This window comes from Pseudomonas phenolilytica (genome assembly GCF_021432765.1).
GTDB classification, from domain to species: domain Bacteria; phylum Pseudomonadota; class Gammaproteobacteria; order Pseudomonadales; family Pseudomonadaceae; genus Stutzerimonas; species Stutzerimonas phenolilytica.
On record NZ_CP058908.1, the window covers coordinates 1,665,465 to 1,691,591 of the forward strand.

General features: G+C 63.2%; 34 protein-coding genes. 28 read left to right on the forward strand and 6 right to left on the reverse strand.

The window, feature by feature from the left end; all coding sequences use genetic code 11:
• The first annotated feature begins 3 nt into the window (after positions 1-3).
• The 18 genes from rplN (at position 4) to HU825_RS07960 (ending at position 10,293) form a co-directional block, all read left to right on the forward strand.
• Positions 4-372 (forward strand): 50S ribosomal protein L14, encoded by a 369-nt coding sequence (gene rplN, locus HU825_RS07875; RefSeq protein ID WP_003289207.1) that lies wholly within the window; start codon positions 4-6, stop codon positions 370-372.
• A gap of 11 nt (positions 373-383) precedes the next feature.
• Entirely contained in the window at positions 384-698 is a 315-nt protein-coding gene (gene rplX / locus HU825_RS07880) for a 50S ribosomal protein L24 (RefSeq protein WP_003289206.1), read from the forward strand.
• Between the two features lie 19 nt (positions 699-717).
• Positions 718-1,257, forward strand: coding sequence for a 50S ribosomal protein L5 (gene rplE, locus HU825_RS07885; protein ID WP_003289205.1), 540 nt, complete (start codon positions 718-720; stop codon positions 1,255-1,257).
• 12 nt (positions 1,258-1,269) lie between these two features.
• Entirely contained in the window at positions 1,270-1,575 is a 306-nt protein-coding gene (gene rpsN, locus HU825_RS07890; protein ID WP_043298100.1) for a 30S ribosomal protein S14, read from the forward strand.
• A gap of 184 nt (positions 1,576-1,759) precedes the next feature.
• On the forward strand, positions 1,760-2,152 hold the full coding sequence (gene rpsH / locus HU825_RS07895; protein ID WP_003289202.1) for a 30S ribosomal protein S8: 393 nt from the start codon (positions 1,760-1,762) through the stop codon (positions 2,150-2,152).
• A 12-nt stretch (positions 2,153-2,164) separates the two neighbouring features.
• Positions 2,165-2,698 (forward strand): 50S ribosomal protein L6, encoded by a 534-nt coding sequence (rplF, locus tag HU825_RS07900; protein ID WP_003289201.1) that lies wholly within the window; start codon positions 2,165-2,167, stop codon positions 2,696-2,698.
• Between the two features lie 10 nt (positions 2,699-2,708).
• Complete coding sequence (gene rplR, locus HU825_RS07905) at positions 2,709-3,059, forward strand: 50S ribosomal protein L18 (protein WP_003289198.1); 351 nt, start codon at positions 2,709-2,711, stop codon at positions 3,057-3,059.
• Positions 3,060-3,062: 3 nt separating this feature from the next.
• Positions 3,063-3,563 carry a 30S ribosomal protein S5 gene (gene rpsE, locus HU825_RS07910; protein ID WP_003289196.1) on the forward strand — a complete coding sequence of 167 codons (501 nt, stop codon included), beginning with the start codon at positions 3,063-3,065 and terminating at the stop codon, positions 3,561-3,563.
• A 2-nt stretch (positions 3,564-3,565) separates the two neighbouring features.
• Complete coding sequence (gene rpmD, locus HU825_RS07915) at positions 3,566-3,748, forward strand: 50S ribosomal protein L30 (RefSeq protein WP_003289195.1); 183 nt, start codon at positions 3,566-3,568, stop codon at positions 3,746-3,748.
• Between the two features lie 3 nt (positions 3,749-3,751).
• On the forward strand, positions 3,752-4,186 hold the full coding sequence (gene rplO, locus HU825_RS07920; RefSeq protein ID WP_008570598.1) for a 50S ribosomal protein L15: 435 nt from the start codon (positions 3,752-3,754) through the stop codon (positions 4,184-4,186).
• Complete coding sequence (gene secY / locus HU825_RS07925) at positions 4,187-5,515, forward strand: preprotein translocase subunit SecY (RefSeq protein WP_077682532.1); 1,329 nt, start codon at positions 4,187-4,189, stop codon at positions 5,513-5,515.
• Between the two features lie 29 nt (positions 5,516-5,544).
• The gene (rpmJ, locus tag HU825_RS07930) at positions 5,545-5,661 is read left to right on the forward strand and encodes a 50S ribosomal protein L36 (RefSeq protein WP_008570596.1); all 117 of its coding nucleotides are present in this window, start codon (positions 5,545-5,547) and stop codon (positions 5,659-5,661) included.
• 130 nt (positions 5,662-5,791) lie between these two features.
• Positions 5,792-6,148 (forward strand): 30S ribosomal protein S13, encoded by a 357-nt coding sequence (gene rpsM, locus HU825_RS07935; RefSeq protein ID WP_003289190.1) that lies wholly within the window; start codon positions 5,792-5,794, stop codon positions 6,146-6,148.
• Between the two features lie 18 nt (positions 6,149-6,166).
• Positions 6,167-6,556 (forward strand): 30S ribosomal protein S11, encoded by a 390-nt coding sequence (rpsK, locus tag HU825_RS07940; protein WP_003281811.1) that lies wholly within the window; start codon positions 6,167-6,169, stop codon positions 6,554-6,556.
• Between the two features lie 17 nt (positions 6,557-6,573).
• Positions 6,574-7,194 (forward strand): 30S ribosomal protein S4, encoded by a 621-nt coding sequence (gene rpsD, locus HU825_RS07945; protein WP_003289188.1) that lies wholly within the window; start codon positions 6,574-6,576, stop codon positions 7,192-7,194.
• Positions 7,195-7,216: 22 nt separating this feature from the next.
• Positions 7,217-8,218, forward strand: coding sequence for a DNA-directed RNA polymerase subunit alpha (locus tag HU825_RS07950; RefSeq protein WP_003289187.1), 1,002 nt, complete (start codon positions 7,217-7,219; stop codon positions 8,216-8,218).
• A 45-nt stretch (positions 8,219-8,263) separates the two neighbouring features.
• Positions 8,264-8,650, forward strand: coding sequence for a 50S ribosomal protein L17 (gene rplQ / locus HU825_RS07955; protein WP_003289185.1), 387 nt, complete (start codon positions 8,264-8,266; stop codon positions 8,648-8,650).
• Between the two features lie 182 nt (positions 8,651-8,832).
• Positions 8,833-10,293 carry a catalase gene (locus HU825_RS07960; protein WP_234303247.1) on the forward strand — a complete coding sequence of 487 codons (1,461 nt, stop codon included), beginning with the start codon at positions 8,833-8,835 and terminating at the stop codon, positions 10,291-10,293.
• 61 nt (positions 10,294-10,354) lie between these two features.
• On the opposite strand, the gene uvrA is transcribed toward HU825_RS07960, so the two are convergent.
• Complete coding sequence (gene uvrA / locus HU825_RS07965) at positions 10,355-13,198, reverse strand: excinuclease ABC subunit UvrA (RefSeq protein ID WP_234303248.1); 2,844 nt, start codon at positions 13,196-13,198, stop codon at positions 10,355-10,357.
• Positions 13,199-13,328: 130 nt separating this feature from the next.
• On the opposite strand from uvrA, the gene HU825_RS07970 reads away from it, so the two are divergent.
• The 4 genes from HU825_RS07970 to HU825_RS07985 all read left to right on the forward strand — a co-directional run bounded on the left by HU825_RS07970 (position 13,329) and on the right by HU825_RS07985 (position 17,186).
• Positions 13,329-14,696, forward strand: coding sequence for an MFS transporter (locus HU825_RS07970; RefSeq protein WP_043298095.1), 1,368 nt, complete (start codon positions 13,329-13,331; stop codon positions 14,694-14,696).
• 175 nt (positions 14,697-14,871) lie between these two features.
• Positions 14,872-15,369: a single-stranded DNA-binding protein gene (locus HU825_RS07975; RefSeq protein WP_043298094.1), complete on the forward strand. Its 498-nt coding sequence runs from the start codon at positions 14,872-14,874 to the stop codon at positions 15,367-15,369.
• A gap of 10 nt (positions 15,370-15,379) precedes the next feature.
• On the forward strand, positions 15,380-16,264 hold the full coding sequence (locus HU825_RS07980) for a sugar nucleotide-binding protein (protein ID WP_043298093.1): 885 nt from the start codon (positions 15,380-15,382) through the stop codon (positions 16,262-16,264).
• Entirely contained in the window at positions 16,257-17,186 is a 930-nt protein-coding gene (locus HU825_RS07985; RefSeq protein WP_077682535.1) for an NAD-dependent epimerase/dehydratase family protein, read from the forward strand. The genes HU825_RS07980 and HU825_RS07985 overlap by 8 nt, the downstream gene beginning before the upstream one ends.
• Before the next feature lie 69 nt (positions 17,187-17,255).
• On the opposite strand, the gene HU825_RS07990 is transcribed toward HU825_RS07985, so the two are convergent.
• Entirely contained in the window at positions 17,256-17,930 is a 675-nt protein-coding gene (locus HU825_RS07990; RefSeq protein WP_054093417.1) for an OmpW/AlkL family protein, read from the reverse strand.
• A gap of 182 nt (positions 17,931-18,112) precedes the next feature.
• Here HU825_RS07990 and HU825_RS07995 point away from each other — a divergent pair, with 182 nt between their 5' ends.
• From HU825_RS07995 to HU825_RS08020, 6 genes are read left to right on the forward strand one after another with little or no spacing between them, the layout of a single operon-like run.
• On the forward strand, positions 18,113-18,892 hold the full coding sequence (locus HU825_RS07995) for a DUF3450 domain-containing protein (RefSeq protein ID WP_234303249.1): 780 nt from the start codon (positions 18,113-18,115) through the stop codon (positions 18,890-18,892).
• The gene (locus HU825_RS08000; protein ID WP_234303250.1) at positions 18,889-20,235 is read left to right on the forward strand and encodes a MotA/TolQ/ExbB proton channel family protein; all 1,347 of its coding nucleotides are present in this window, start codon (positions 18,889-18,891) and stop codon (positions 20,233-20,235) included. Before HU825_RS07995 ends, HU825_RS08000 begins: the two co-directional genes overlap by 4 nt.
• A gap of 1 nt (position 20,236) precedes the next feature.
• A complete protein-coding gene (locus tag HU825_RS08005; protein ID WP_418652762.1) occupies positions 20,237-20,773 on the forward strand; it encodes a MotA/TolQ/ExbB proton channel family protein in 537 nt (178 codons plus the stop codon).
• A 10-nt stretch (positions 20,774-20,783) separates the two neighbouring features.
• On the forward strand, positions 20,784-21,197 hold the full coding sequence (locus tag HU825_RS08010) for an ExbD/TolR family protein (RefSeq protein ID WP_043298087.1): 414 nt from the start codon (positions 20,784-20,786) through the stop codon (positions 21,195-21,197).
• Positions 21,197-21,910: an energy transducer TonB gene (locus HU825_RS08015; RefSeq protein ID WP_234303251.1), complete on the forward strand. Its 714-nt coding sequence runs from the start codon at positions 21,197-21,199 to the stop codon at positions 21,908-21,910. The genes HU825_RS08010 and HU825_RS08015 overlap by 1 nt, the downstream gene beginning before the upstream one ends.
• Position 21,911: 1 nt before the next feature.
• Entirely contained in the window at positions 21,912-23,003 is a 1,092-nt protein-coding gene (locus HU825_RS08020) for a tetratricopeptide repeat protein (RefSeq protein ID WP_234303252.1), read from the forward strand.
• A gap of 6 nt (positions 23,004-23,009) precedes the next feature.
• Here the strand turns inward: HU825_RS08020 and HU825_RS08025 are convergent, their stop codons facing one another.
• From HU825_RS08025 to HU825_RS08040, 4 genes are read right to left on the reverse strand one after another with little or no spacing between them, the layout of a single operon-like run.
• Entirely contained in the window at positions 23,010-23,519 is a 510-nt protein-coding gene (locus HU825_RS08025; RefSeq protein WP_234303253.1) for a DUF3299 domain-containing protein, read from the reverse strand.
• 8 nt (positions 23,520-23,527) lie between these two features.
• Positions 23,528-24,793 (reverse strand): ABC transporter permease, encoded by a 1,266-nt coding sequence (locus HU825_RS08030; RefSeq protein ID WP_234303254.1) that lies wholly within the window; start codon positions 24,791-24,793, stop codon positions 23,528-23,530.
• Between the two features lie 2 nt (positions 24,794-24,795).
• The gene (locus HU825_RS08035) at positions 24,796-25,506 is read right to left on the reverse strand and encodes an ABC transporter ATP-binding protein (RefSeq protein WP_043298082.1); all 711 of its coding nucleotides are present in this window, start codon (positions 25,504-25,506) and stop codon (positions 24,796-24,798) included.
• Positions 25,506-26,111 carry a DUF2796 domain-containing protein gene (locus HU825_RS08040; RefSeq protein WP_043298081.1) on the reverse strand — a complete coding sequence of 202 codons (606 nt, stop codon included), beginning with the start codon at positions 26,109-26,111 and terminating at the stop codon, positions 25,506-25,508. The genes HU825_RS08035 and HU825_RS08040 overlap by 1 nt, the downstream gene beginning before the upstream one ends.
• Positions 26,112-26,127 lie beyond the last annotated feature (16 nt).

Sequence of the window (26,127 nt, forward strand, 5' to 3'; positions counted from 1 at the left end):
TATATGATTCAGACTCAATCGATGCTCGATGTGGCGGATAACAGTGGCGCGCGTCGCGTCATGTGTATCAAGGTGCTCGGCGGTTCTCACCGCCGTTACGCCGGCATCGGCGACATTATCAAGGTCACCGTCAAGGAAGCGATTCCGCGTGGCAAGGTCAAGAAAGGCCAGGTGATGACTGCTGTTGTAGTCCGCACCCGTCACGGCGTTCGTCGTCCCGACGGTTCCATTATCCGTTTCGATGGCAATGCTGCTGTTCTGCTGAACAACAAGCAGGAGCCGATCGGCACCCGCATCTTTGGGCCAGTGACCCGTGAACTCCGTTCCGAGAAGTTCATGAAGATCGTCTCGCTTGCCCCAGAAGTGCTGTAAGGAGTAGCCGCATGCAAAAGATTCGTCGCGACGACGAGATCGTCGTCATTGCCGGCAAAGACAAGGGCAAGCGCGGTAAGGTGCTCAAGGTTCTCGCTGACGGCCGTGTGCTCGTTGGTGGGGTCAACCTGGTCAAGCGTCATACCAAGCCAAACCCGATGTCCGGCGTTCAGGGCGGTATCGTCGAGAAAGAGGCGCCTCTGCACGTCTCCAACGTCGCCATCTTCAATGGTGAAACCAACAAGGCAGACCGCGTTGGCTTCAAGATCGAAGACGGCAAAAAAATTCGTGTCTTCAAGTCCACCCAAAAGCCGGTTGGCGCTTGAGAATCATAGGTAAAACACCATGGCACGACTGAAAGAGATTTACCGGAAAGAAATCGCGCCGAAGCTGAAGGAAGAGCTTCAGCTGGCGAACGTGATGGAAGTTCCGCGCATTACCAAAATCACCCTCAACATGGGTATTGGCGAAGCGATCGGTGACAAGAAGATCATCGACAACGCGGTTGCCGATCTGGAGAAGATCACCGGCCAGAAGGTCGTCGTGACTCACGCTCGCAAGTCCATTGCTGGTTTCAAGGTCCGTGAGGGCTGGCCGATCGGCGTCAAGGTGACTCTGCGTCGCGAGCGCATGTACGAATTCCTGGATCGTCTGCTTTCCATCTCCCTGCCGCGCGTGCGTGACTTCCGCGGCCTGAATGCCAAGTCCTTCGACGGCCGCGGCAACTACAGCATGGGCGTGAAGGAACAGATCATCTTCCCGGAAATCGATTACGACAAGATCGATGCTCTGCGTGGCCTGGACATCACCCTGACCACCACTGCCCGGACGGATGATGAAGGTCGCGCACTGCTGCGTGCCTTCAACTTCCCGTTCCGCAACTGATTGGAGTAGGACATGGCTAAACAAAGCATGAAGAACCGCGAGCTGAAGCGTCAGCAGACGGTTGCTAAGTATGCGCAGAAGCGTGCGGCGCTGAAGGCTATCATCGTCAGCCCGAACTCCACTCCGGAGCAGCGTTGGGAAGCCCAGGTCGCCCTGCAGAAGCAGCCGCGTGATGCTAGCGCCTCGCGCCTGCGCAACCGTTGCCGTCTGACCGGTCGTCCGCATGGCGTCTACCGTAAGTTTGGTTTGGCGCGCAACATGCTGCGTCAGGCTGCAATGCGCGGTGATGTGCCGGGTCTGGTCAAGGCCAGCTGGTAAAGAAGCACTCAGGACCTTCGGGTCCTGTTTGTTTTCTGATCAAGCCCCGATTGGGGCTTGATTCGTTTCTGGCAACTCTCTAGAATGCCCGGCTCGCCTGAGCCTCGCATTTTTTGTAGGGCTTCGACCGTTGGCGACACGAGCCGTTGAAGGCTTATTTTTTTGTATTAGGAGCTAAGAGCCCATGAGTATGCAGGACCCGTTAGCGGACATGCTAACTCGTATCCGTAATGCCCAGATGGCCGAAAAGTCCGTCGTAAGCATGCCGTCTTCCACGCTGAAGGTGGCTGTAGCCAATGTTCTTCAGGGCGAAGGCTATATCGCGGGATACCAGGTCAGCAGCGACGCCAAGCCGCAGCTGTCCATCGAGCTGAAGTACTTCGAAGGCCGTCCGGTCATCGAGGAACTCAAGCGCGTAAGTCGTCCTGGCCTGCGCCAGTACAAGTCCGTCGATCAGTTGCCGAAAGTGCGCGGCGGTCTGGGTGTGTCGATCGTCTCCACCAACAAGGGTGTGATGACTGATCGTGCTGCTCGCGCTGCCGGTGTTGGCGGCGAAGTGCTTTGCACTGTGTTCTAAGGGGGGATAAGCATGTCTCGCGTTGCTAAGAACCCCGTCAAGCTGCCCGCTGGCGTCGAGGTAAAGATGGCCGGTCAGCAGCTTTCGGTGAAGGGCGCTAAGGGCGCTCTCGATCTGAATGTGCACCCGTCCGTGGAAGTAATCCAGGAGGCTGGTGAGTTGCGTTTTGCTGCACGCAATGGCGATCAGCAGAATCGCGCCATGGCCGGTACCACTCGTGCGCTGGTCAACAACATGGTTATCGGCGTCAGCCAAGGCTTCGAGCGCAAGCTCCAGCTGGTCGGCGTTGGTTACAAGGCGCAAGCCAAAGGCCAAGTGCTGTCCCTGGCTCTCGGCTTCTCGCACCCGGTGGAGTATGAGCTGCCGCAAGGCGTCACCGCTGAAACCCCCAGCCAGACCGACATCCTGATCAAGGGCGTTGACAAGCAGCTGGTCGGTCAGGTGGCCGCTGAAATCCGTGATTTCCGTCGTCCTGAGCCTTACAAAGGCAAGGGCGTGCGTTATTCGGATGAAGTGGTCCGTCGCAAAGAAGCTAAGAAGAAGTAGGGCATAGCAAATGAGCGTAAAGAAAGAAACTCGTCTGCGTCGCGCTCGCAAGGCACGCCTGAAGATGCGCGAGCTGGAGGTCGTACGCCTTTGTGTGTACCGCTCTTCCCAGCACATCTACGCCCAGGTCCTTTCGGCCGACGGCGGCAAGGTCTTGGCCAGCGCCTCGACTCTGGACAAAGAACTGCGCGATGGGGCCACCGGCAACGTCGACGCTGCCAAGAAAGTCGGTCAGCTGGTCGCTGAGCGCGCGAAAGCCGCAGGCGTCACTCAGGTGGCGTTCGACCGTTCTGGCTTCAAGTACCACGGTCGTGTGAAGGCACTGGCTGATGCTGCTCGTGAAGGCGGGCTGGAGTTCTAAGTTATGGCAAATAACGAGCAAAAGCGCGACGAAGGCTACATCGAGAAGCTGGTTCAAGTTAACCGCGTCGCAAAAACCGTAAAGGGCGGCCGCATCTTTACCTTCACCGCGCTGACTGTGGTGGGTGACGGCAAGGGTCGTGTAGGCTTCGGTCGTGGCAAGTCCCGTGAAGTGCCGGCAGCCATCCAGAAGGCCATGGAAGCGGCTCGCCGCAACATGATCCAGGTGGATCTGAACGGCACCACGCTGCAGTACCCGACTAAGGCCGCCCACGGCGCTTCCAAGGTTTACATGCAGCCTGCGTCCGAAGGTACCGGTGTGATCGCCGGTGGTGCCATGCGCGCCATCCTGGAAGTCGCTGGCGTGCAAAACGTTCTGGCTAAGTGCTACGGCTCGACCAACCCAGTGAACGTGGTGCATGCCACCTTCAAGGGGCTGAAGGCCATGCAGTCGCCGGAATCGGTTGCTGCCAAGCGGGGCAAGAGCGTCGAGGAGATTCTCTAACCATGGCTAACGCTACTGTCAAAGTCACGCTGGTAAAAAGCGTGAATGGCCGTCTGGCTAATCACAAGGCTTGCGTCAAGGGTCTCGGCCTTCGTCGTATCGGTCACACCGTCGAAGTTCAGGATACTCCTGAGAATCGCGGCATGATCAACAAGGCCTATTACCTTCTCCGTGTGGAGGGTTGATTCATGCAACTGAACGATCTGCGTTCCGCGCCGGGTGCCCGTCGCGAGAAGCTTCGCCCGGGCCGTGGTATCGGCAGCGGTCTCGGCAAGACCGGTGGTCGTGGCCACAAGGGTCAGACTTCCCGCTCCGGCGGTACGATTGCTCCGGGCTTCGAGGGTGGCCAGCAGCCGCTGCATCGTCGCCTGCCGAAGTTCGGCTTCGTTTCCCTGAAGGCCATGGACCGCGCTGAAGTGCGTACGTCCGAGCTGGCCAAGGTGGAAGGGGATGTCGTCTCCGTACAGAGCCTTAAGGATGCCAACATCATCAACCAGAACGTACAGCGGGTGAAAGTCATGCTGTCCGGTGAGGTTGGTCGCGCGGTCACTCTCAAGGGCATCGCAGCCACCAAGGGTGCGCGTGCGGCTATCGAAGCAGCTGGCGGCAAGTTCGAGGAATAAATGGCTAAGCAAGGTGCTCTCTCCGCGCTGAGTAATGGTGGGCTGTCCGAACTCTGGGCTCGTCTGCGCTTTCTGTTCATGGCGATCGTCGTCTACCGGATTGGCGCACACATCCCGGTGCCTGGGATCAATCCCGACCGGCTGGCCGAGCTGTTTCGTCAGAACGAGGGGACCATCCTTAGTCTGTTCAACATGTTTTCCGGCGGCGCGCTGGAGCGTATGAGCATCTTTGCGCTGGGGATCATGCCGTACATTTCGGCGTCGATCATCATGCAGCTCATGACCGCGGTCAGTCCGCAGCTGGAGCAGTTGAAGAAAGAGGGCGAGGCCGGGCGCCGCAAGATCAGCCAGTACACGCGTTACGGTACGCTGGTGTTGGCTGTCGTGCAGGCTGTCGGCATGTCGGTGGGGTTGGCTGGCCAGGGCGTTGCGTTCAGCAGCGACTTCGGCTTTTACTTCGTGGCCGTTACCACCTTCGTGGCAGGTGCGATGTTTATGATGTGGCTTGGCGAGCAGATCACCGAGCGGGGTATTGGTAATGGGATCTCCATGCTGATCTTCGCCGGTATCGTCGCCGGGCTACCTGGTGCTCTCGGTCAATCCTTTGAGTCGGCGCGTCAGGGTGACATCAATATCATCGCGTTGCTGGCTGTCGGCTTGCTGGCTGTTGCAATCATCGGTTTCGTGGTGTTCATCGAGCGTGGTCAGCGGCGTATTGCCGTTCATTACGCCAAGCGTCAGCAGGGCCGCAAGGTGTTTGCTGCGCAGACTAGTCACCTGCCGTTGAAGGTAAACATGGCGGGGGTCATCCCGGCTATCTTTGCCAGCAGCATTCTGCTGTTCCCCGCTTCGCTGGGGCAGTGGTTCGGCCAGTCCGAGAGCATGAGCTGGCTGGCGGATTTGTCCCAGGCTATCGCTCCCGGTCAACCTCTGAATATCCTGCTGTTCAGTGCCGGTATCATCTTTTTCTGCTTCTTCTACACGGCCTTGATGTTCAATCCCAAGGACGTTGCCGAGAATCTGAAGAAGTCCGGTGCGTTTATCCCGGGGATTCGGCCTGGTGAGCAGTCGGCGCGCTATATCGATGGTGTGCTGACTCGTCTGACCATGTTCGGCGCTCTGTACATGACGGCGGTCTGCTTGCTTCCGCAGTTTCTTGTGGTTGCGGCAAATGTTCCGTTCTACCTTGGTGGGACTTCGTTGCTGATCGTGGTGGTGGTTGTCATGGACTTCATGTCCCAGGTGCAGTCCCACCTCATGTCGCACCAGTACGATTCCCTGATGAAGAAAGCCAACCTGAAGAGCTACGGAAGCGGCATGCTTCGCTGAAGTGGTTCGTAAGGTTCGAGGAGTTGGTGATGAAAGTTCGTGCATCGGTGAAAAGGCTGTGCCGCAACTGCAAGATTATCCGTCGCGACGGTGTCGTGCGCGTGATCTGCAGCGCGGAGCCGCGTCACAAGCAGCGCCAAGGCTGATTGTGTAGAAGTGTGATAACCCGGCAGCTAGTGCGCTGCCGGGTTGAATATTTGTTTTTACAGCGTTAATATCTCGCGCCCTTTTCTTGGCTTCCGGGGCGTAGGTAGCTGTCAATTGGAGTTTCACTGAATGGCCCGTATTGCAGGCGTCAACATTCCGGATAACAAGCACACTGTTATCTCGCTGACCTACATCTACGGTGTTGGTCGCACCCGTGCACAGGAAATCTGTGCCGCTACCGGCGTGAATCCGGCAGCAAAGATCAAGGATCTCTCCGACGAGCAGGTCGAACTGCTGCGCGGCGAAGTCGGCAAGTTCATCGTTGAGGGCGACCTGCGTCGCGAAGTCAACATGAAAATCAAGCGCTTGATGGACCTGGGTTGCTACCGCGGCCTGCGTCATCGTCGTGGTCTGCCGGTTCGCGGTCAGCGTACCAAGACCAACGCGCGTACCCGTAAGGGCCCGCGTAAGCCGATCCGCAAGTAATCGCGTAGGAATTTAGTCATGGCAAAACCTGCTGCTCGTCCTCGTAAGAAAGTCAAAAAGACAGTGGTTGATGGCATCGCCCACATCCACGCGTCTTTTAACAACACCATCGTGACCATCACCGACCGCCAGGGCAACGCTTTGTCTTGGGCTACTTCGGGTGGTTCCGGTTTCCGCGGCTCACGCAAGAGCACTCCGTTCGCTGCCCAGATCGCTGCCGAGCGTGCTGGTCAGGCTGCCCTGGAGTACGGTCTGAAGAACCTCGACGTCAACGTCAAGGGCCCAGGTCCGGGTCGCGAGTCCGCCGTGCGTGCTTTGAACGCATGTGGCTATAAAATCGCCAGCATCACCGACGTGACGCCGATCCCGCACAACGGGTGCCGTCCGCCGAAGAAGCGCCGCGTGTAATCAGGAGACAGTGAAGAATGGCTCGTTATATTGGTCCCAAGTGCAAACTGTCTCGTCGTGAAGGCACCGATCTCTTCCTGAAGAGTGGTGCGCGCGCGCTCGAATCCAAGTGCAACATCGAAACTCCGCCTGGCGTTCATGGTCAGCGTCGTGGTCGTCTTTCCGACTACGGTACTCAGCTGCGCGAGAAGCAGAAGGTTCGTCGTATCTACGGTGTGCTGGAGCGTCAGTTCAGCGGTTACTACAAGGAAGCAGCCAGCCGTAAGGGCGCTACCGGCGAGAATCTGCTGCAGCTGCTCGAGTGCCGCCTGGACAACGTCGTGTATCGCATGGGCTTCGGCTCTACTCGTGCCGAATCGCGTCAACTGGTTTCGCACAAGTCGATCAGCGTCAATGGTCAGACCGTGAACATTCCGTCCTATCAAGTGAAGGCCGGTGATGTAGTTGCCGTTCGCGAGAAGTGCCGTAACCAGCTGCGTATCGCCCAAGCCCTCGAACTGTGCGCTCAGCGCGGTCGCGTTGAATGGGTCGAGGTAGATGCCGACAAGAAATCCGGTATTTTCAAGAGTGTTCCGGCTCGCAGCGATCTGTCCGCCGACATCAACGAAAACCTGATTGTCGAGCTCTACTCCAAGTAAGGGCTAGAAAATAGGTGTATCCATGCAGAGTTCGGTAAATGAGTTCCTGACCCCCCGCCACATCGATGTGCAGGTGGTCAGTCCGACCCGTGCCAAGATTACGCTCGAGCCGCTCGAGCGTGGTTTTGGCCACACCCTGGGCAACGCGCTGCGTCGTATCCTGTTGTCCTCTATGCCCGGCTGCGCTGTGGTCGAGGCAGAGATCGACGGTGTGCTCCACGAGTACAGCGCCATCGAGGGCGTGCAGGAAGATGTCATCGAAATCCTGCTCAACCTCAAAGGTATCGCCATCAAGCTGCACGGCCGTGATGAAGTGACCTTGAGCCTGGTGAAGAAGGGCGCGGGCGCTGTGACCGCTGCCGATATCCAGCTGGATCACGATGTCGAAATCGTCAATGGCGATCACCTGATCGCCAATCTGGCGGCCAACGGCTCGATCAACATGAAGCTCAAGGTCGCTCGCGGCCGTGGTTACGAGCCGGCTGATGCGCGTCAGAGCGATGAAGACGAAAGCCGTAGCATCGGTCGTCTGCAGCTCGACGCCACCTTCAGCCCGGTACGTCGCGTGGCTTATGTGGTCGAGAACGCGCGCGTCGAGCAGCGCACCAACCTGGACAAGCTGGTCATTGACCTGGAAACCAACGGTACGCTGGATCCCGAAGAGGCGATCCGTCGTGCAGCGACCATCCTGCAGCAGCAGCTGGCTGCGTTCGTCGACCTGAAGGGCGACAGCGAGCCAGTGGTTGTCGAGCAGGAAGACGAGATCGATCCGATCCTGTTGCGTCCGGTTGATGACCTGGAACTGACTGTACGTTCGGCCAACTGCCTGAAGGCGGAGAACATCTACTACATCGGTGACCTGATTCAGCGCACCGAAGTAGAGCTGTTGAAAACGCCGAATCTGGGCAAGAAGTCCCTGACCGAGATCAAGGACGTTCTGGCTTCGCGTGGTTTGTCCCTCGGTATGCGCCTGGACAACTGGCCGCCGGCAAGTCTCAAGAAGGACGATAAGGCCACTGCCTGATCGTCCCCAGTAACCGAACTGAACGTTTGGTAAGGAATTTCAATCATGCGTCATCGTAAAAGTGGCCGTCACCTGAGCCGCACCAGCGCCCACCGCAAGGCCATGTTCCAGAACATGGCGGTGTCGCTGTTCGAGCACGAACTGATCAAGACCACCCTGCCGAAAGCCAAGGAACTGCGTCGCGTTGCTGAGCCGCTGATCACCCTGGCCAAGGAAGACAGCGTCGCCAACCGTCGCCTTGCTTTCGACCGCACTCGTTCGAAGGCTGCCGTAGGCAAGCTGTTCAACGATCTGGGCAAGCGCTACGCCACCCGTCAGGGCGGCTATCTGCGTATTCTCAAGTGCGGTTTCCGCGCTGGCGACAACGCCCCGATGGCTTACGTCGAACTGGTTGACCGTCCGGTTGCCGGTGAGGTTGAAGCCGCCGAGTAACGCTTCGGCGTTTCAGAAAACCGAGTCCTTGGACTCGGTTTTTTTATGCCTGAAAGATTTGCGCTATCGAGCGCGTTGACCTTCATCATTAGTCGAGGTTTCGCTGGCTCCCTATGATGGATTTCAACCAGCCGGTGCCATACCGCCTCTGGACGTTTGAAATCCGCCAAGGAGATGCAGCCATGACCGATAAACCCAAATTGACGACCGTTGCCGGTGCCCCGGTGTGGGATAACCAGAATTCGCTTACCGCCGGGCGCCGTGGGCCAATGCTCCTGCAGGACGTCTGGTTCCTGGAGAAGCTCGCTCACTTCGATCGCGAAGTGATTCCCGAGCGGCGAATGCACGCCAAGGGCTCGGGTGCCTTCGGCGAGTTCGTGGTCACGCATGACATCACCCGCTACACCAAGGCAGCCCTCTTCTCGGAGATCGGCAAACGCACGCCGCTGTTCGCCCGGTTCTCCACCGTGGCCGGCGAGCGGGGCGCCGCTGATGCCGAGCGGGACATCCGTGGTTACGCGCTGAAGTTCTACACGGAGCAGGGCAACTGGGACATGGTCGGCAACAACACCCCGGTGTTTTTCTTCCGTGATCCGCTGAAATTCCCCGACCTCAACCATGCGGTCAAGCGTGACCCGCGGACCAATATGCGCAGTGCGAACAATAACTGGGACTTCTGGACGGGTCTGCCCGAGGCGCTGCATCAGATCACCTACGTCATGGGTGACCGCGGTATTCCGGCGTCCTACCGGCACATGCACGGCTTCGGTTCGCACACCTACAGTTTCATCAGCGCCGACAATCAGCGCTACTGGGTAAAGTTCCACTTCAAGACCCAGCAGGGTATCAAGAATCTGACCGACGCCGAGGCTGCTGCGATCGTCGCCAATGATCGCGAAAGCTCGCAGCGTGATTTGTTCGAAGCGATCGAGCGAGGCGAATACCCACGCTGGACCATGTACGTGCAGATCATGCCGGAAGCCGAGGCGGCGTCTTATCGGTTCCATCCGTTCGACCTGACTAAGGTCTGGTCGAAGAAGGACTATCCGTTGATCGAGGTGGGCTACTACGAGCTCAACCGCAATCCGGACAACTATTTCCAGGACGTCGAGCAGGCAGCATTCACGCCGGCCAACGTGGTGCCCGGCATCGGTTTCTCGCCGGATCGCATGCTGCAGGGCCGCCTGTTCTCCTACGGTGATGCGCAGCGTTACCGACTGGGCGTCAACCATCACCAGATCCCGGTCAATGCGCCGCGCTGCGCGGTGCATAGCTATCATCGCGATGGCGCGATGCGAGTGGATGGCAACCACGGTGGCCGGCTGCATTACGAGCCCAACACCTATGGCGAATGGCAGCAGCAACCGGACTTCAGCGAGCCGCCACTTATGCTCGACGGTGCTGCCGATCGCTACGACTACCGGGCGGACGACGCCGATTACTTTACGCAGCCGGGCGATCTGTTCCGGCTGATGAAGGCCGACGAGCAGCAGCGCCTGTTCGAGAACACCGCTCGGGCGATGCAGGGCGTGGAGCGGCACATCAAGCTGCGCCACATCAAGCATTGCTACCTGGCCGATCCGGCTTATGGTGCGGGTATCGCCAAGGCGGTCGACCTGCCGCTGGCGGAGGCGCTGGCCTGAGACGATGGTGAACAAAAAAAGCCCGCAGCGTGCTGCGGGCTTTTTTATGCACGGAGCGGCGTTATCGGGTGCGTGCCCGATCGCGCTCCAGCAGCGGTTTGAGGAAGTGTCCGGTATGCGACTGCGCCGTCGCCGCGACATCCTCCGGTGTGCCGCTGGCGATGATCTGCCCCCCCTTGGAACCGCCTTCGGGGCCGAGGTCGACCAGCCAGTCCGCCGTCTTAATCACGTCCAGGTTGTGCTCGATCACGACCACGGTATTGCCATGATCGCGCAGACGGTGCAGCACATCGAGCAGTTGCTGGATGTCGGCGAAATGCAGGCCGGTAGTTGGCTCGTCGAGAATGTAGAGGGTCTTGCCGGTATCGCGCTTGGACAGCTCGCGTGACAGCTTGACCCGCTGTGCCTCGCCGCCGGACAGCGTGGTCGCGCTCTGGCCCAGCTTGATGTACGACAGGCCGACATCGATCAGCGTCTGCAGCTTGCGCGCGACCGCCGGCACCGGGTCGAAGAATCCCCGCGCCTCCTCGATGGTCATGTCGAGCACCTCGGTGATGCTCTTGCCCTTGTACTTCACCTCCAGGGTTTCGCGGTTGTAGCGTTTGCCCTTGCAGACGTCGCAGGGCACGTAGATGTCCGGCAGAAAGTGCATCTCCACCTTGAGCACGCCGTCGCCCTGGCAGGCTTCGCAGCGCCCGCCCTTGACGTTGAAGGAGAAGCGCCCCGGCCCGTAGCCGCGCGAGCGCGCTTCCGGCACGCCGGCGAACAACTCGCGAATCGGCGTGAACAGTCCGGTGTAGGTGGCTGGGTTGGAGCGCGGGGTGCGCCCGATCGGGCTCTGGTCAATGTCGACTACCTTGTCCAGATGCTGCAGGCCGTCAAACGAGTCATGCGGTGCGACCTCCAGTGTCGTCGCCCCGTTGAGCGCGGTGGCAGTAATCGGAAACAGCGTGTTGTTGATCAGCGTCGACTTGCCCGAGCCGGATACGCCGGTGATGCAGGTGAGCAGGCCCACCGGGATCTCCAGATCGACGTTGCGCAGGTTGTTGCCGCGCGCGCCCTTGAGCTTGAGCAGTTTCTTCGGATCGCGCGGGGTGCGCTGCGGCGGGTACTCGATCTGCACTCTGCCGGATAGGTATTTGCCGGTCAGCGAATCGGGATGCGCCATGACCTCGTCCGGTGTGCCTTCGGCGACGATGCGCCCGCCATGCACGCCAGCGCCGGGGCCGATGTCCACCACATAGTCGGCGAGGCGGATGGCATCCTCGTCGTGCTCCACTACGATCACTGTGTTGCCGATGTCGCGCAGGTGGCGCAGGGTGCCGAGCAGGCGTTCGTTGTCGCGCTGGTGCAGGCCGATCGACGGCTCGTCCAGGATGTACATCACTCCGACCAGGCCTGCGCCGATCTGGCTGGCCAGGCGGATGCGCTGGGCCTCGCCGCCGGACAGGGTGTCGGCGCTGCGGTCCAGGGTCAGGTAGTCGAGGCCGACGTTGACCAGGAACTGCAGGCGCTCGCGAATCTCCTTGAGGATCTTGTCGGCGATCTCGCCGCGCCGGCCGGGCAGCGAAAGGACGCCGAAGTAGTCGGCGGCGTCGCCGATCGGCAGCGCGGTGACTGCCGGCAGGGTCTTGTCGCCGACCCACACATGGCGGGCCTCGCGACGCAGGCGCGTGCCCAGGCACTCGGGGCAGTGCTGGGTGCTCAGGTACTTGGCCAGCTCCTCGCGCACGGAGTTGGATTCGGTCTCGCGGTAGCGCCGCTCAAGGTTGGGGACGATGCCCTCGAACGGGTGCGAGCGCGTGACGATGTCGCCGCGATCATTGAGGTAGCGGAATTCGACGTTCTGCCTGCCGCTGCCGTACAGAATCACCTTCTGCTGGTCGGTCGGCAGGGCGGCGAACGGCTCGTCGAGGCTGAAACCGTAATGGGCGGCCAGCGAACTGAGCATCTGGAAGTAGTAAACGTTGCGGCGGTCCCAGCCGCGGATGGCGCCTTCGGCCAGGGTTAGCTCGCCGTTGACCAGCCGCTTGGCATCGAAGAACTGTTTAACACCCAGGCCGTCGCAGGTCGGGCAGGCGCCGGCCGGATTGTTGAAGGAGAACAGCTTGGGCTCGAGTTCGCTGATCGAGTGACCGCAGATCGGGCAGGCGAAGCGCGCGGAAAAGATCAGGTCCTCGGCGCCGTCTTCTTCCATCGAGGCGATCAGCGCGATGCCGTCGGCCAGCTTCAGGGCCGTCTCGAAGGATTCGGCGAGGCGCTGTTGCAGATCGGCGCGTACCTTGAAGCGGTCGACTACCACCTCGATGGTGTGCTTCTTCTGCTTGTCCAGCTTCGGCAACTCATCCAGTTCGTACAGCCGCCCGTTGACCCGAGCGCGCACGAAGCCCTGAGCGCGCAGTTCGTCGAACACTGCCAGGTGCTCGCCCTTGCGCTCGCGGATCACCGGAGCCAGCAGCATCAGCTTGCGCCCTTCGGGCTGTGCCAGCACCTGATCGACCATCTGGCTGACGGTCTGCGCCTCCAGCGGGGTGTCATGATCGGGACACCGCGGCGTACCGACCCGTGCGTACAGCAGGCGCAGGTAGTCGTAGATTTCGGTGATGGTGCCGACAGTCGAGCGCGGGTTGTGCGACGTGGACTTCTGCTCGATGGAGATCGCCGGCGACAGGCCTTCGATAGTGTCGACGTCGGGCTTCTCCATCATCGACAGGAACTGCCGGGCATAGGCCGAGAGCGACTCGACGTAGCGGCGCTGGCCTTCGGCATAGAGCGTATCGAAGGCCAATGAGGATTTGCCGGAGCCGGACAAGCCGGTGATCACGATCAGCTTGTCGCGCGGCAATGTGAGGTCGATGTTTTTCAGGTTGTGGGTGCGGGCCCCACGAATCAGAATCTTGTCCAAAGCAGCCTCGCGTGGCGGGCGGAAACACGGAAGTATAAGGCCGGCCGGATTGCGGCAACAGCGCGCGCCCGTGCCCGGCAAGAAGATGGCTGCTAGAATCGCCGCCCGGTTCATTCAAGCGAGACCCTTCATGCAGGATCCCTACAGCGAGCGCATGAGCGCCAGCGAAACCCGTGCTGCAACCGGACTGTCCCTGGTTTTCGCGTTTCGTATGCTTGGTATGTTCATGGTGCTGCCGGTGCTCGCGACCTACGGCATGGACCTGGAAGGCGCGACCCCGGCGCTGATCGGGCTGGCCATCGGTGCCTATGGTTTGACCCAGGCGGTGCTGCAAATTCCCTTCGGCATGCTGTCCGATCGCTTCGGCCGATTGCCGGTGATCTATGTCGGGCTGGTGCTGTTTGCAGCCGGCGCGGCACTGGCGGCGACCGCCGACTCCATCGGCGGCGTGATTGCCGGACGCATATTGCAGGGCGCCGGGGCGATCTCCGCCGCGGTGATGGCGCTGCTGTCGGACCTGACCCGCGAGCAGCACCGCACCAAGGCCATGGCGATGATCGGCATGAGCATCGGCTTGTCGTTCGCCGTGGCGATGGTGGTCGGCCCGCTGCTGACGCGGGCCTTCGGGCTTTCCGGGTTGTTCTGGGTCACCGCCGGCATGGCATTGCTCGGTGCGCTGATCATCGCCACCCTGCCGCGTGCGCAGGGGCATCTGCGGCACCGCGAATCCGGTGTGGCTCGCCAGGCGCTCGGCCTGACGCTGCGTCATGCCGAACTGCTGCGCCTGGACTTCGGCATTCTGGTCCTGCACGCGATCCTCATGGCCAGCTTCGTCGCCTTGCCATTGGCGCTGGTGGAGCAGGGCGCGCTGCCCAAGGACGAGCACTGGTGGGTCTACCTCACCGCGTTGCTGGTCGGGTTCGTCGGCATGATTCCGTTCATCATCTATGGCGAGAAGAAGCGGCAGATGCGGCGCGTATTGCTCGGCGCGGTGAGCGCATTGCTGGCCTGCGAGTTGTATTTCTGGTTGTTCGGTAGCGGGCTGTGGCTGCTGGTGATCGGCATGGTGGCGTTCTTCACTGCGTTCAACCTGCTGGAGGCGTCGCTGCCATCGTTGATCAGCAAGGTCGCGCCCGCGGGTGGCAAGGGCACCGCGATGGGGGTCTACTCGACCAGCCAGTTCCTTGGTGCCGGCGTCGGTGGGATCGTCGGTGGCTGGCTGTATCAGCACGGCGGCCTGGCGATGGTGTTCATCGGCTGTGCCGTGCTCTGTGCGCTGTGGTTGTGGGTGGCCTTCGGCATGCGCGAGCCACCTTATGTCACCAGCCTGCGCCTGCCGCTGTCGGCTCGCGCGCTGGCAGATAGTGAACTGTCCGCCCGTCTGCTCGGCGTGCCGGGTGTGACCGATGCCCTGATCGTCGCCGATGAGGCCGCTGCGTACGTCAAGGTGGATACGCAGGCTCTGGATCGGGCGGCGCTCGACCGGTTGCTCGCATAGCCAGCCGACAGCCTGTGCGGCAGCCGTGCTTTTTGCCGGTGCAGCGGCTGGAGCTGCTCGCGCCGGTTGGCCCCCCAGGGGCGGTAAGGTAAGATTCGCGGTCATTGGCCTGCTCCTCGCGGCAGGAGCGTTTACAGCGCGCCCATCAAATCAACGTTCCAGAAAGGAGTTACCCATGGCCAGAGGGGTGAATAAAGTCATCTTGATCGGCAATGTCGGCGGTGATCCGGAAACCCGCTACCTGCCCAACGGCAATGCGGTAACCAACATTACCCTGGCCACCACCGACAGCTGGAAGGACAAGCAGACCGGTCAGTTGCAGGAGCGTACCGAGTGGCATCGCGTCGTGCTGTTCGGCAAGGTCGCCGAGATTGCCGGTGAGTACCTGCGCAAGGGCTCGCAATGCTACATCGAGGGCCGCTTGCAGACCCGCGAGTGGGAGAAGGATGGCGTCAAGCGCTACACCACCGAGGTTGTAGTGGACATGAACGGCAGCATGCAGCTGCTCGGCGGTCGTGGCGGCAGCTCCGATGATGCCCCGCGCCAGCCGCGTCCGCAGCGTGAGCCCCAGCAGCAGGCACCGCGCGCCCAGGCTCAGCCGCAGCAGCCGCGTCCGGCCACGCAACAGCCGGCACCGGACTACGACAGCTTCGACGACGATATCCCGTTCTAGAGATCACTGAATGCGAATGCGCCTGATGCTGTTGGGCGGCGGCAATGCCCTGGGTCAGGCACTCATCCGCCTGGGTGCCGAGGAAGACATCGGCTTCTTCGCACCCTGTCCTCCCGCCCAGGGCTGGGATGCCGCCAGCCTCACCCAGTTGCTCGACGACAACCGTCCGGATGTTGTCATCAACCTGGCCTACTACTTCGATTGGTTCCAGAGCAGTCAGGTCGACGAACAGGTGCTGGTCCGCCAGGGGCGCGCGGTGGAGCGACTGGCCGAGCTCTGCCAGCACCATGACTTTATTCTTCTGCAGCCCTCGAGCTATCGCGTATTCGATGGTGCGCGAACCACTGCCTACAGCGAAAAGGACGAGCTTGCGCCGCTCGATTCACGCAGCCGGGCGCTCAGCGAGTTCGAGCAGAGCGTGCGCGCGCTGTGCCCACGGCACGTGTTGCTGCGTTTTGGCTGGCTGCTCGACGAGAGCGCCGATGGAATCCTCGGACGTTTTCTGCGTCGGCTGGAGGAGGGCGTATCGATTGAGCTCGCCGATGATCGGCGTGGTAATCCCACGCCAGTGGACGACGCTGCGCGGGTGATGCTGGCGGTCATCAAGCAGCTCGACTGTCAGGCGCCGCTGTGGGGCGTCTATCACTACGGTGGCCACGAAGCCTCGACGCCACTGCTGGTCGGCCAGGCGATTCTCGCCGAGGCGGGAAGATACCGGCCGCTCGAAGGTGAAATCCTGGTGCCAACCGCACATGCTGACTGTTCCGATGCCGAGGACGAGCCTCAGCACGGCGTGCTGGCCTGCAAGAAGATATTCAATACCTTCGGAATCAAGCCGCGCGCGTGGCGTGCTGGCTTGGCACCGCTGCTGGAGCGCTATTACCGTCATGGCTGAACGTCCTGTTCTGATTACCGGCGGGGCCGGTTTCATCGGTTCCAATCTGGTCGACGCCTTGCTTGCGCGCGGTTATGCGGTGCGGGTGCTGGATAATCTGTCGACCGGGAAACGCAGCAATCTGCCGGATGACTCCCGGTTGGAGCTGATTGTCGGCGACGTGGCAGATGCCGCCTGCGTGCGCCAGGCGCTGCAGGGGTGCTGTGCGGTGGTGCATCTGGCAGCAGTGGCGTCGGTCCAGGCGTCGGTAGACGATCCATTGGGCACGCACCAGAGCAACCTGATCGGCACGCTGAATGTCTGCGAGGCGATGCGCGCCGAGGGTGTGCGCAGAGTGCTGTTCGCTTCCAGTGCGGCGGTATACGGCAACAACGGCGAGGGCGAGGCCATTGACGAAGACACGCCGAAGGCGCCGCTGACGCCCTATGCCGCGGATAAGCTGGCCAGCGAGCACTATCTGGACTTCTACCGCCGCCAGCATGGCCTGGAGCCGGTGGTGTTCCGCTTCTTCAACATTTTCGGGCCGCGCCAGGATCCGTCTTCGCCATACTCCGGGGTCATCAGCATTTTCACCGAGCGTGCGCAGAAGGGCTTGCCGATTGTTGTATTCGGCGATGGCGAGCAGACGCGCGACTTCGTCTATGTTGGCGATCTGGTCGAGGTGCTGGTGCAGGCGCTGGAGTCACCCGAGGCAGTGGAAGGTGCGGTGAACGTCGGGCTGAGCCGCGCGACTTCGCTGAACCAACTGCTCGACGCGATTGGTGACGTGCTCGGCGGGCTGCCGACGGTCAACTACCAGGCGCCGCGCGCGGGGGATATCCGCCATTCCCGGGCGAACAATACCCGGCTGCTGCAGCGCTATCGCCTGCCGGAGCCGCCGACGGGGATGCGCGAAGGGCTAGTCCGGTTGCTGGGGCTGTAAGTTCAGGAAAACGAAGAAGGCGCCGATCGGCGCCTTCTTCTTGTCTGCGATACGGCGATGCCGGTTTCGTCAGAACTTGTAGCCGAGGCCGACCATGTAGACGAAGGGGTCTACGTCTACGTCGACCTTGATTTTTGCGCTTGCGGCTTCCGAATAGGTCGTGCCAGTCGTGTCGATATCGATGTAACGCAGTTGGGCGTTGAGCATGACGTTCTCGGTCAGCATGTAGTCCATGCCGATCTGCGCGGCCAGGCCCCAGGAGTCCTTCATATCGAGACCGCGAAGTTGCAGTGCCGAATTTTCAGCTTCGCTGGTCAGCTTGTCATCGAAGAACCAGGTGTAGTTGATGCCGGCGCCGACATAGGGCTGGAACGCCGAAGTCTTGTCGAGCGGGTAGTAGACGACACTCAGAGTCGGCGGCAGGTGCTTGATTTCACCCAGCTTCAGGCCGCCCAAGCCTTTGGTGCCTACATCATGGCTGAACGGAGATGCAGCCAGAAGCTCGATGCCGACCTTGTCGGTCAGCATATAGGCGAAGTTAAGGCCGAGCTGGGTGTCGCTGTCCAGGGTTGCACCAGTGCCGGGAAGTGCTGCGCCGCCAGCTTTCACATTGCCGCTATCTTCATGCGGATCAACCGTAATCGCACCTGCGCGAACGATGATGTCCCCGGCCTCGAAGGCCTGGGCGAAGGGTGCGGCCAGCGCCAGGGCCAGCGCGGAAGCGGTGAACAGGGTCTTGCGCATAGTGCTTGCTCCATCTTGTGTTAGCTGCGATGGGGCCATGTTATTGAGTAGCTTGCTGTCGAATTTGACTCAGCTCAATGAAACGCGCGGCCCGGCCTGCGACGTATTGCCCGGGTTGCGCTGCGTCAATGGGAAGATGATAATGTTTCTCTTTTGAGTTAGTCCTCCTGCAAGGATCCCCCATGTCTTCGTTCATCCCCCGCCTGCTGGCGGTTGCCGTGTTGCCGTGCTGTCTAGGCGCGGCGCCGCTGATGGCTGCCTCCCTGGATGCCGCGCTGACCGAGAGCGAGCGGCTGTCAGCCGAGGCCGCGGCTTCGCAGCAACGTATCGAGCAGCTTGATGACGCTACCCGGCAGATGCTCACTGAGTACCGCAGCGCGCTGCAGCAGACCGAGGCACTGAAGGCCTACAACAAGCAGCTGGTCGAGCTCACCGCCGCGCAGCGCAAGGAGCTGGAGGGCTTCCAGCGCCAGCTGGAAGGCATCGAGCGCACCCAGGAAGCGGTGACGCCGCAGATGGGCCGGATGGTCGCAGTGCTTGGCGAGTTCATCGCTGCCGACCTGCCCTTCCTCCCGGAGGAGCGCGCCGATCGCCTGGCCGGTCTGCAGGATCTGTTGCCGCGTGCCGATGTGAGTCTGGCCGAGAAGTACCGACGCATTCTCGAGGCCTACCAGATCGAGAGCGATTACGGGCGCACGCTGGAGGCCTGGCGTGGCGAGCTGCCGGTTGAGGGCGGCGCGCGCAGCGTCGAATTCCTGCGCTTGGGGCGGGTCATGCTCTATTACCAGACGCTGGATGCCCACGAGAGCGGCTGGTGGAATCCGCAGACGCGCAGTTGGGAAGTGCTCGACGGCGCCGCGCGCCGCCCGATCACCCAGGCCATCGCCGTGGCCCGGCAACAGCAGGCGCCGGCCTATCTGGAATTGCCCGTCAAGACCCTGGCCAAGGAGGCCGCGCAATGAGCCGTCTGTCGTACCTTCTAGCCCTCGTGCTGCTGCCGGTGCTGTCGCATGCCGCCGAGCCGCTGAATCCGGATCAATTGCTGCAGCGCATCCGCAGTGAGCGCGCGGCCGAGGTCAGCGCCATGCAGGCGCGCGAGCAGGCGTTCGTCAGCGATCGCAGCGAGCAGGCGCAGCTGCTGGCGCGCGCCAAGGCCGAGCTTGACCGCGAGAAGGCCGAGGCCGAGCGCCTGAAGGCCGAGTTCGATCGTCAGGAGGCCGAGCTGGCCGAGCAGGAGAAATTGCTGGCGCAGCGCGTCGGCCACCTCGGCGAGCTGTTCGGCGTGGTGCGCCAGAGTGCTGGCGATATCGCCGCACAGTGGCAGGACAGCCTGCTCAATGTGCAATACCCGGAGCGTCTGCAGCGCCTGCACAACCTTGCCGAGAGCCGAGCATTGCCATCCGCCGAAGACCTCGACGGTTTCTGGATGGCGCTGCTGGAAGACCTCGCTGCCAGCGGTCGGGTCGAGCAGCTGACGCTGCCGGTCGTCGCCGCCGACGGTCAGCGCAGCGAGCAGCCGGTGTTGCGCGTCGGCAGCTTCTCCGCGTACGGCCAGAATGCCTTCCTGCGTTACGACGCCGACTCGGGCCAACTGCTGGCGCCGGCACGGCAACCGTCCGGCATGGGGCTGGTGAACGACTATCTGGACAGCGATGCGGCACTGTCCCCGTTGCCGGTCGATCCGAGTCGCGGCACGCTGCTGGCGCAGCTGCAGCTCGAGCCGGATTTCTGGGCGCGTCTGCAGCAGGGCGGCCTGGTGGGCTGGGTGATCGTCGCGCTGGGGCTGTTCGGTCTCTGCCTGGCGGCTTGGCGGATGGTCTATCTCGCCGGTGTCAGCCGCAAGGTGAGCGGGCAAATGCGTGATCTGAACAATCCGCGCGCCGACAATCCGCTGGGACGCATTATCGGCGTGCTTGGCCCCAAGCCGCAGCTCGCCGATCTGGAAACCCTCGAACTCAAGCTCGACGAAGCCATCCTGCAGGAAACCCCACCGCTGGAGCGCGGCCAGCCGCTGCTCAAGCTGCTGACAGCGGTGGCACCGCTGCTCGGCCTGCTGGGCACGGTGACCGGGATGATCGTCACCTTCCAGGCCATCACCCAGACCGGTGGCGGCGACTCGCGGCTGATGGCCGACGGTATTTCGCAGGCGCTGGTGACCACCGTGCAGGGCCTGGTGGTGGCGATTCCGCTGCTGTTCCTGCATGCGCTGCTGGCCAGTCGCAGCAAGGCGCTGATCCAGATTCTGGAGCAACAGAGCGCCGGGCTGATCGCCCTGCACCTGTCCGGAGCGCCGCGTCGTGACTGACATGCACGGCCTGTGGCTGCGCCTGGTCGATAGCGGGCATCTGCTGCTCGACTTCATGGGCGCCGGCGGCATGGTCATGTGGGCGCTGGCGCTGCTCTGCGTGCTGTACTGGACGCTGGTTTTCGAACGCGTCTGGTACATGCGCCGGGTGTTTCCACACTGGGCCGACGACCGCCGCCGGGCCTGGGAGCATCTGGTCGATCAGCCTGGCGTCTGGCAGCGCGCTGTGCGCACCGCCTGGCTTGCTCAGGCGCAGCAGCAGCTGGCAGGACCGCTGCGCCTGAGCAAGGCATTGGTTGCGCTGTGCCCGCTGCTCGGCCTGCTCGGCACGGTCAGCGGCATGATCGCGGTATTCGACGTGCTGGCGCTCAACGGCACCGGCAATCCGCGCGGCATGGCCGCCGGCGTCTGGCAGGCGACCCTGCCGACCATGGCCGGCATGGTGCTGGCCATCACTGGATTATTCAGCCTGGCGCGCCTCGAGCGTATTGCCCGGCTGTCGCTCGACCGGCTGGCCGACCAGCTGCGTCACGATTGAGGATTTCTGGATGCGCATGCGTCGCCATCATTACCAGCAGGACGAAGACACCGGCATCGACCTCACGCCGATGCTCGACGTGGTGTTCATCATGTTGATTTTCTTCATCGTCACCAGCTCCTTCATCAAGGAGTCCGGCGTCGAGGTGCAGCGCCCGCAGGCGAGCACCGCCAGCGCGCAGGACAAGGGCAACATCTTCATCGCGGTGACCGCCGACGGTCAGGTCTGGATCGACAAGCAGGCCGTCGATGTACGCAGCGTGCGCGCGCATGTCGAGCGCATGCGTGTCGATCAGCCGGATGGCGCCGTGGTGGTGCAGGCCGATCAGGATGCGCGCACCGGGCTGGTGGTCCAGGTGATGGACCAGGCGCGCCAGGCCGGCGTGCACGATGTGGCCCTCGCTGCCAGCACGGGCGCGCAGTGATGGCGGCGCTGGCGCGCGTGGCGCTGTCCTTCGTCGCGGCCTGCGTGGTGGCGCTGTTGCTGTTCGCGTTGATGCTGAGCATGGTCACCCCGCCGCGTAGCAAGGTGGAGCGCGAGCCGGTGGCGATCGCCAACTTCGTGCGCATGGACGGGCGCAACGAGAGCAGCGCCAGCCGCTCGCGCCAGCAGGCGCCACAGCCGCCGCAGCCGAAAACGCCGCAACCGCCCACACCGCCGACGCCGAACATGGCCAGTCCGGATGCCAGCCTGCCGAAGCTCGATCTCGACCTGCCGAACATCGACTCGGGCATCTCGGTGGCGGCCGCGCCGGCACCGAGCCTGTCCGGGCTCAGCGCCGCGGCGGCCAGCGCAGCCGCGGCTACGGCGGGGCCGGCAGCCTCCGCCGCGGTGGCCGGCGGCCAGTCCGGCGGACCCGAACACGAGGTGATGCCGCTCAATGATGTGCGTCCCGAATATCCCTATCGTGCGCGTCAGCAGGGGATCGAAGGGCATATCAAGCTGGCCTTCACCATCAACCCGCAGGGGCGGGTGGAGAACATCCGTGTACTCGAAGCCTCGCCGCGCAATGTCTTCGACCGCGAGGCGCGTCGCGCCGCGGCGCGCTGGCGCTTCGCCCCGCGTACCGAGAACGGCGTGGCGGTATCGCGCGAAGCGGTGAAAACCCTGCACTTCCGTCTGAAAGGAGAACGCTGAGATGCCTCGTCTGCTGGTCCTGCTGCTGTTCTGCTTCAGCTGCGCAGCGCACGCCGCGCAGAGTATCGATCCGGCGATCTTCGCCGCACTCGAGCGCGCACAATCGGCACAGGCCAAGGGCGATTACCCGGCGGCGCGCAAGGCGTTGAGCGGTGTCGAGGCGCAGGCCGGCAGCGCGGAGGAGGCGCTGCTCTGGCGCAGTCGCGGTTACCTGGCCTGGGCCGAGGGCAACAATCGGCAGGCGCTGGAGTGGCTGGACAAGGCTGTCGCCAGCGGCAAGCTGGACGAGGCGCTGCTGGCCGGCGAACGGCTCAATCTGGCGCGACTCAATCTGGTCGAAGGGCGCTTCGCCAAGGTCGTCAGCCTGCTGGCGAAGGCCGACCAGGCCGACGAAGGCGTGCTGCAGATGCTGGTGCAGGCCTACCAGGGCCTTGGGCAGCATGCCAAGGCCCTGCCGCTGGCCGAGCGCTATGTACAGGCCAATCCGCGCGCCGACGACATCTGGCTGCAGTTCCTGGTCGCCGGCAACGCCGAACTCAAGCACTACTCCGCGGCCGAGCGCTGGCAGCGCCAGTTGCTGCTGCGGCATCCCGAGCAGGTGAAGGTCTGGCGCCAGCTGGCCGGGCTGCAGCAGCTCGCCGGTGCCGAGGACAAGGCACTGGCGACGCTGCGCACTGCGCACGCCAAGGGCTTGCGCTTCAGTGACGCCGAGCTGGACAACCTGGTACTGCTGGCCAGCGCCGCCAACCAGCCGTGGCAAGGCGCCAAGCTGTTGCAAGGCATGCTCGACGCCGGCCTGTTGGCCAGTAACGGCACCCGCCGCGAGCGGCTGGCCATGCTGTGGTGGCAAGCGCGCGAGCGCGGCGCGGCGGCGAAAATCTACCGCGAGCTGGCCAACCAGTCGGGCGCCGCCAAGTTCTGGATGAATGTCGCCCAGCTCGAGCTGGAGCAGGCGCACTGGCAGGCGGGGCTGGACGCGCTGAAACAGGCCGAGCGTGCCGGCGCCGAACGTCGCAGGGTGCGTGCCTGGCGGCAATGGGCCGAGGACGAGCTGAGCTTCGAGCGCGAGCGTCAGGTTGCCCGCGCGGGCTGAGCGTCTTCAGTCCAGCTCGTACAGCTCGATCGTCTGCGCGACCATCCGATAACCCGCCTCGGCCAGCTCGCTGCTGGCCGGCTCCACCTTCAGCGGCCCCTCGATCCAGTACGGCTGATACAGCTCATCGACCCTGACCCCCAGCTCGCTGGTGGCGTGCACGATCTGGTTCGACGGCGGTGGCGGCACATGGATGCAGGCGCCGAAGTAGGGCACCAGCAGGAACTCGATCACCCGACCTTCGCCATCCATCTCCAGCGGCACGATGTAGCCGGGCAACCGGGCGACGATGCCGTCCAGCGCCTCGACCACCGGCGCGGCCGGTGACTGCTGGCGTGCGGCTGGGCCGCTCTCCGCCGCCAGCGCGTCGGCCAGCTGCGACAGATCGTGCAGCGGCGTCGGCGGTGGCGGTGGTGGCGCACCCTCGGGAATCAGTTCCGACCACTGCAGCAGGCGCGCCTCGCCCGCGAAGGCGGCAGGCAGGATCAGCAGCAGGACGAGCAGCAAACGCGACATGGGTGCACTCACAATCTGATCGACAGGCCGTCGGCGAGCGACTGCCGATAGGCGCGCCAGGCGGGCACCGCTCCCATCAGCACGGCCGCCAGCAGGATCGCACCGAGCAGGCGCCATTCATAGCCGCTCGGCCAGCCGAACGGCAGATACAGGCCATAAAACTGCTGCAGCGGCGCCTGCGCCACGGCGATGCTGACATACAGCAGCGTCACTCCGAGCGCCGCGCCGGCCAGCGCCAGGGCGAACGCCTCGATCACCAGCAGACCGGCGATATGCCAGGGTCGCGCGCCCACCGAGCGCAGGATCGCCATCTCCCGCCGGCGCTCGTTGAGGCTGGTGAGAATCGCGGTGAGCATGCCGATCAGCCCAGTCAGCACGACAAACAGCGAGACCACGAACAGCGCCTGTTCGGCGGTGCCCATCAGGCTCCAGAGCTCCTGCAGCGCCACGCCGGGCAGCACCGCCAGCAGCGGCTCGCCGCGATACTGGTTGATCTCGCGTTGCAGGGCGAAAGTGGCGATCCTGCTGTTCAGGCCGAGCAGCACGGCGGTGATCTGCTGTGGCTGCAGGTCGAGCGTGCGCGCCTGCTCGGCGCTCACCCGCCCGGCGCCGCGGGCGGGTACACCGCCGCGCCAGTCGACATGCAACGCCTCCATCCCGGCGAGGTTGATGTGCAGCGTGCGGTCTACCGGCGTACCGGTGCGCCGCAGGATGCCGACCACGCGGAACGGCTTGTCGTCGTGCTGCACCAGGCTGACCTTGGCCACGCCGTGTGCCAGCACGATCTGCGCGTCCAGCCGGTAGCCGAGGCTCTGCGCGACTTCGGCACCGAGCACCACCTCGAACGGATCGTCGGCAAACGCGCGACCCTCGGCCAGTTGCAGCGGCTGCTGACGACCGTAGCGGTAATGCTCGAAATACGCCGGACTGGTGCCCAGTACGCGATAGCCGCGGTGCGAGTCGCCCAGCGAGAGCGGAATCGCCCATTTGACTTGCGGGTGGCCGGCCAGCTGCTGATAGCTGTCCCAGCGGATGTTGTTGGTGGCGTTGCCGATGCGGAACACCGAGTACAGCAGCAGATTCACCGAGCCGGAGCGGGCGCCGACGATCAGGTCGGTGCCGCTGATGGTGCTGGCGAAACTGGCGCGCGTCTCGGTGCGGATCCGCTCGACGGCGAGCAGCAGGCACACCGACAGCGCGATGGCGAATACCGTGAGCACGGCGGTGAAGCGGCGGTTGTTCAGGCTCGCCAGCGCCAGGCGCAACAGGTACATCCTCAGACCTCCGCGCCGCGCGCGGCGCGGTTGAGTTCGGCCAGCGTCAGGCTGCGGTCGAAGCGCGGCGCCAGGCTCTGGTCGTGGCTGACGAACAGCAGGCTCGCCCCCGCGGCCCGGCATTCGCCGAACAGCAGATCGAGGAAGGCTTCGCGGCTGTCGGCGTCCAGTGCCGACGTCGGTTCGTCAGCGATCACCAGCTCGGGCTGGCCGATCAGCGCACGCGCGGCGGCGACCCGTTGCTGCTGACCTATGGACAGCGTATCGGCGCGTCGTGCCAGCAGTGTCGCCGGCAGACCCAGCTGTTCGAGCAGGGCTGCCGCTGCCTGGCGCAGGCTGCCGTGGCGCTGGATCGCCCGGCCCGCACGTAACCGCGAGAAGCGGCAGGGCAAGCAGACGTTCTCGTGCACCGGCAGGAACGGCAGCAGGTTGAACTGCTGGAAGATGTAGCCGGTGTGATCGACACGAAAACGGTCACGCGCACCAGCGGACAGGCGGCCGAGGTCTTCACCGAGCAGGCGCACGCTGCCGCGGCCGGCGCGTTGCACACCGCCGATCAGCCCGAGCAGGGTGGTCTTGCCGCTACCGGACGGCCCCTTGAGAAACAGGCTTTCGCCGCGCGCCAGGCGAAAGCGCGGAATGTCCAACAGTTCGGCCTGACCGGGCCAGGCGAAGCCGAGGTCGTCGAGTTCGAGCAGGTCGGAGGCTGACATCAGAACGTCAGCTGCGCATGGTCCGGCGTCAGCTCGGCGCCTTGCTGGCCGCGCGGGCCGATCAGCTGGACCTGAATCCGCTCGGTAGCCGGAAAGCGCTCGAAGAGCGTGCGCAGATCGAGTGCCTGTATCGCCTCAGGATGGCGGCAGTCGAGCCGGTAGTGCGCTTCGATGTCGCTGTGCCCATCCGCGCGGGCGGCGGCGGGCTCGCTGGGCGCGGCGTCGCCATCGCGGCGCTGATAGCCGGCGTGTGCGCCGCCTAGCAAGTCGCCATGCAGTTCCTGTTCGCTGACGTCGCAACCGGCGGCTTCCGGCAGGCCGAACAGCACCCGCGGCTGCTCCAATTGCAGACGCGTGTGCGCTATCTGCGCTTCGTCCGCCGCGCTGGCTGGGGCGTGCTCGAAACCCAGCAGATTCGCCGCCGGGCTGCGCAGCGCCAGCTCCAGAACAGTGCCGTCCAGCGCCGCATCGAGGTGAGCGGTGCCGTGCTCGTGGGCGCCCAGACTGGCGGTGGCATCGTGTTCGTGGTGGTGGTGATCGTCCTGTGCTTGGCTGTAACTGAAAGGCAGCAGAACGAATGGCAGGGCGAGCAGCAGCGGGCGCATGGTCGGTTCCGGGAAC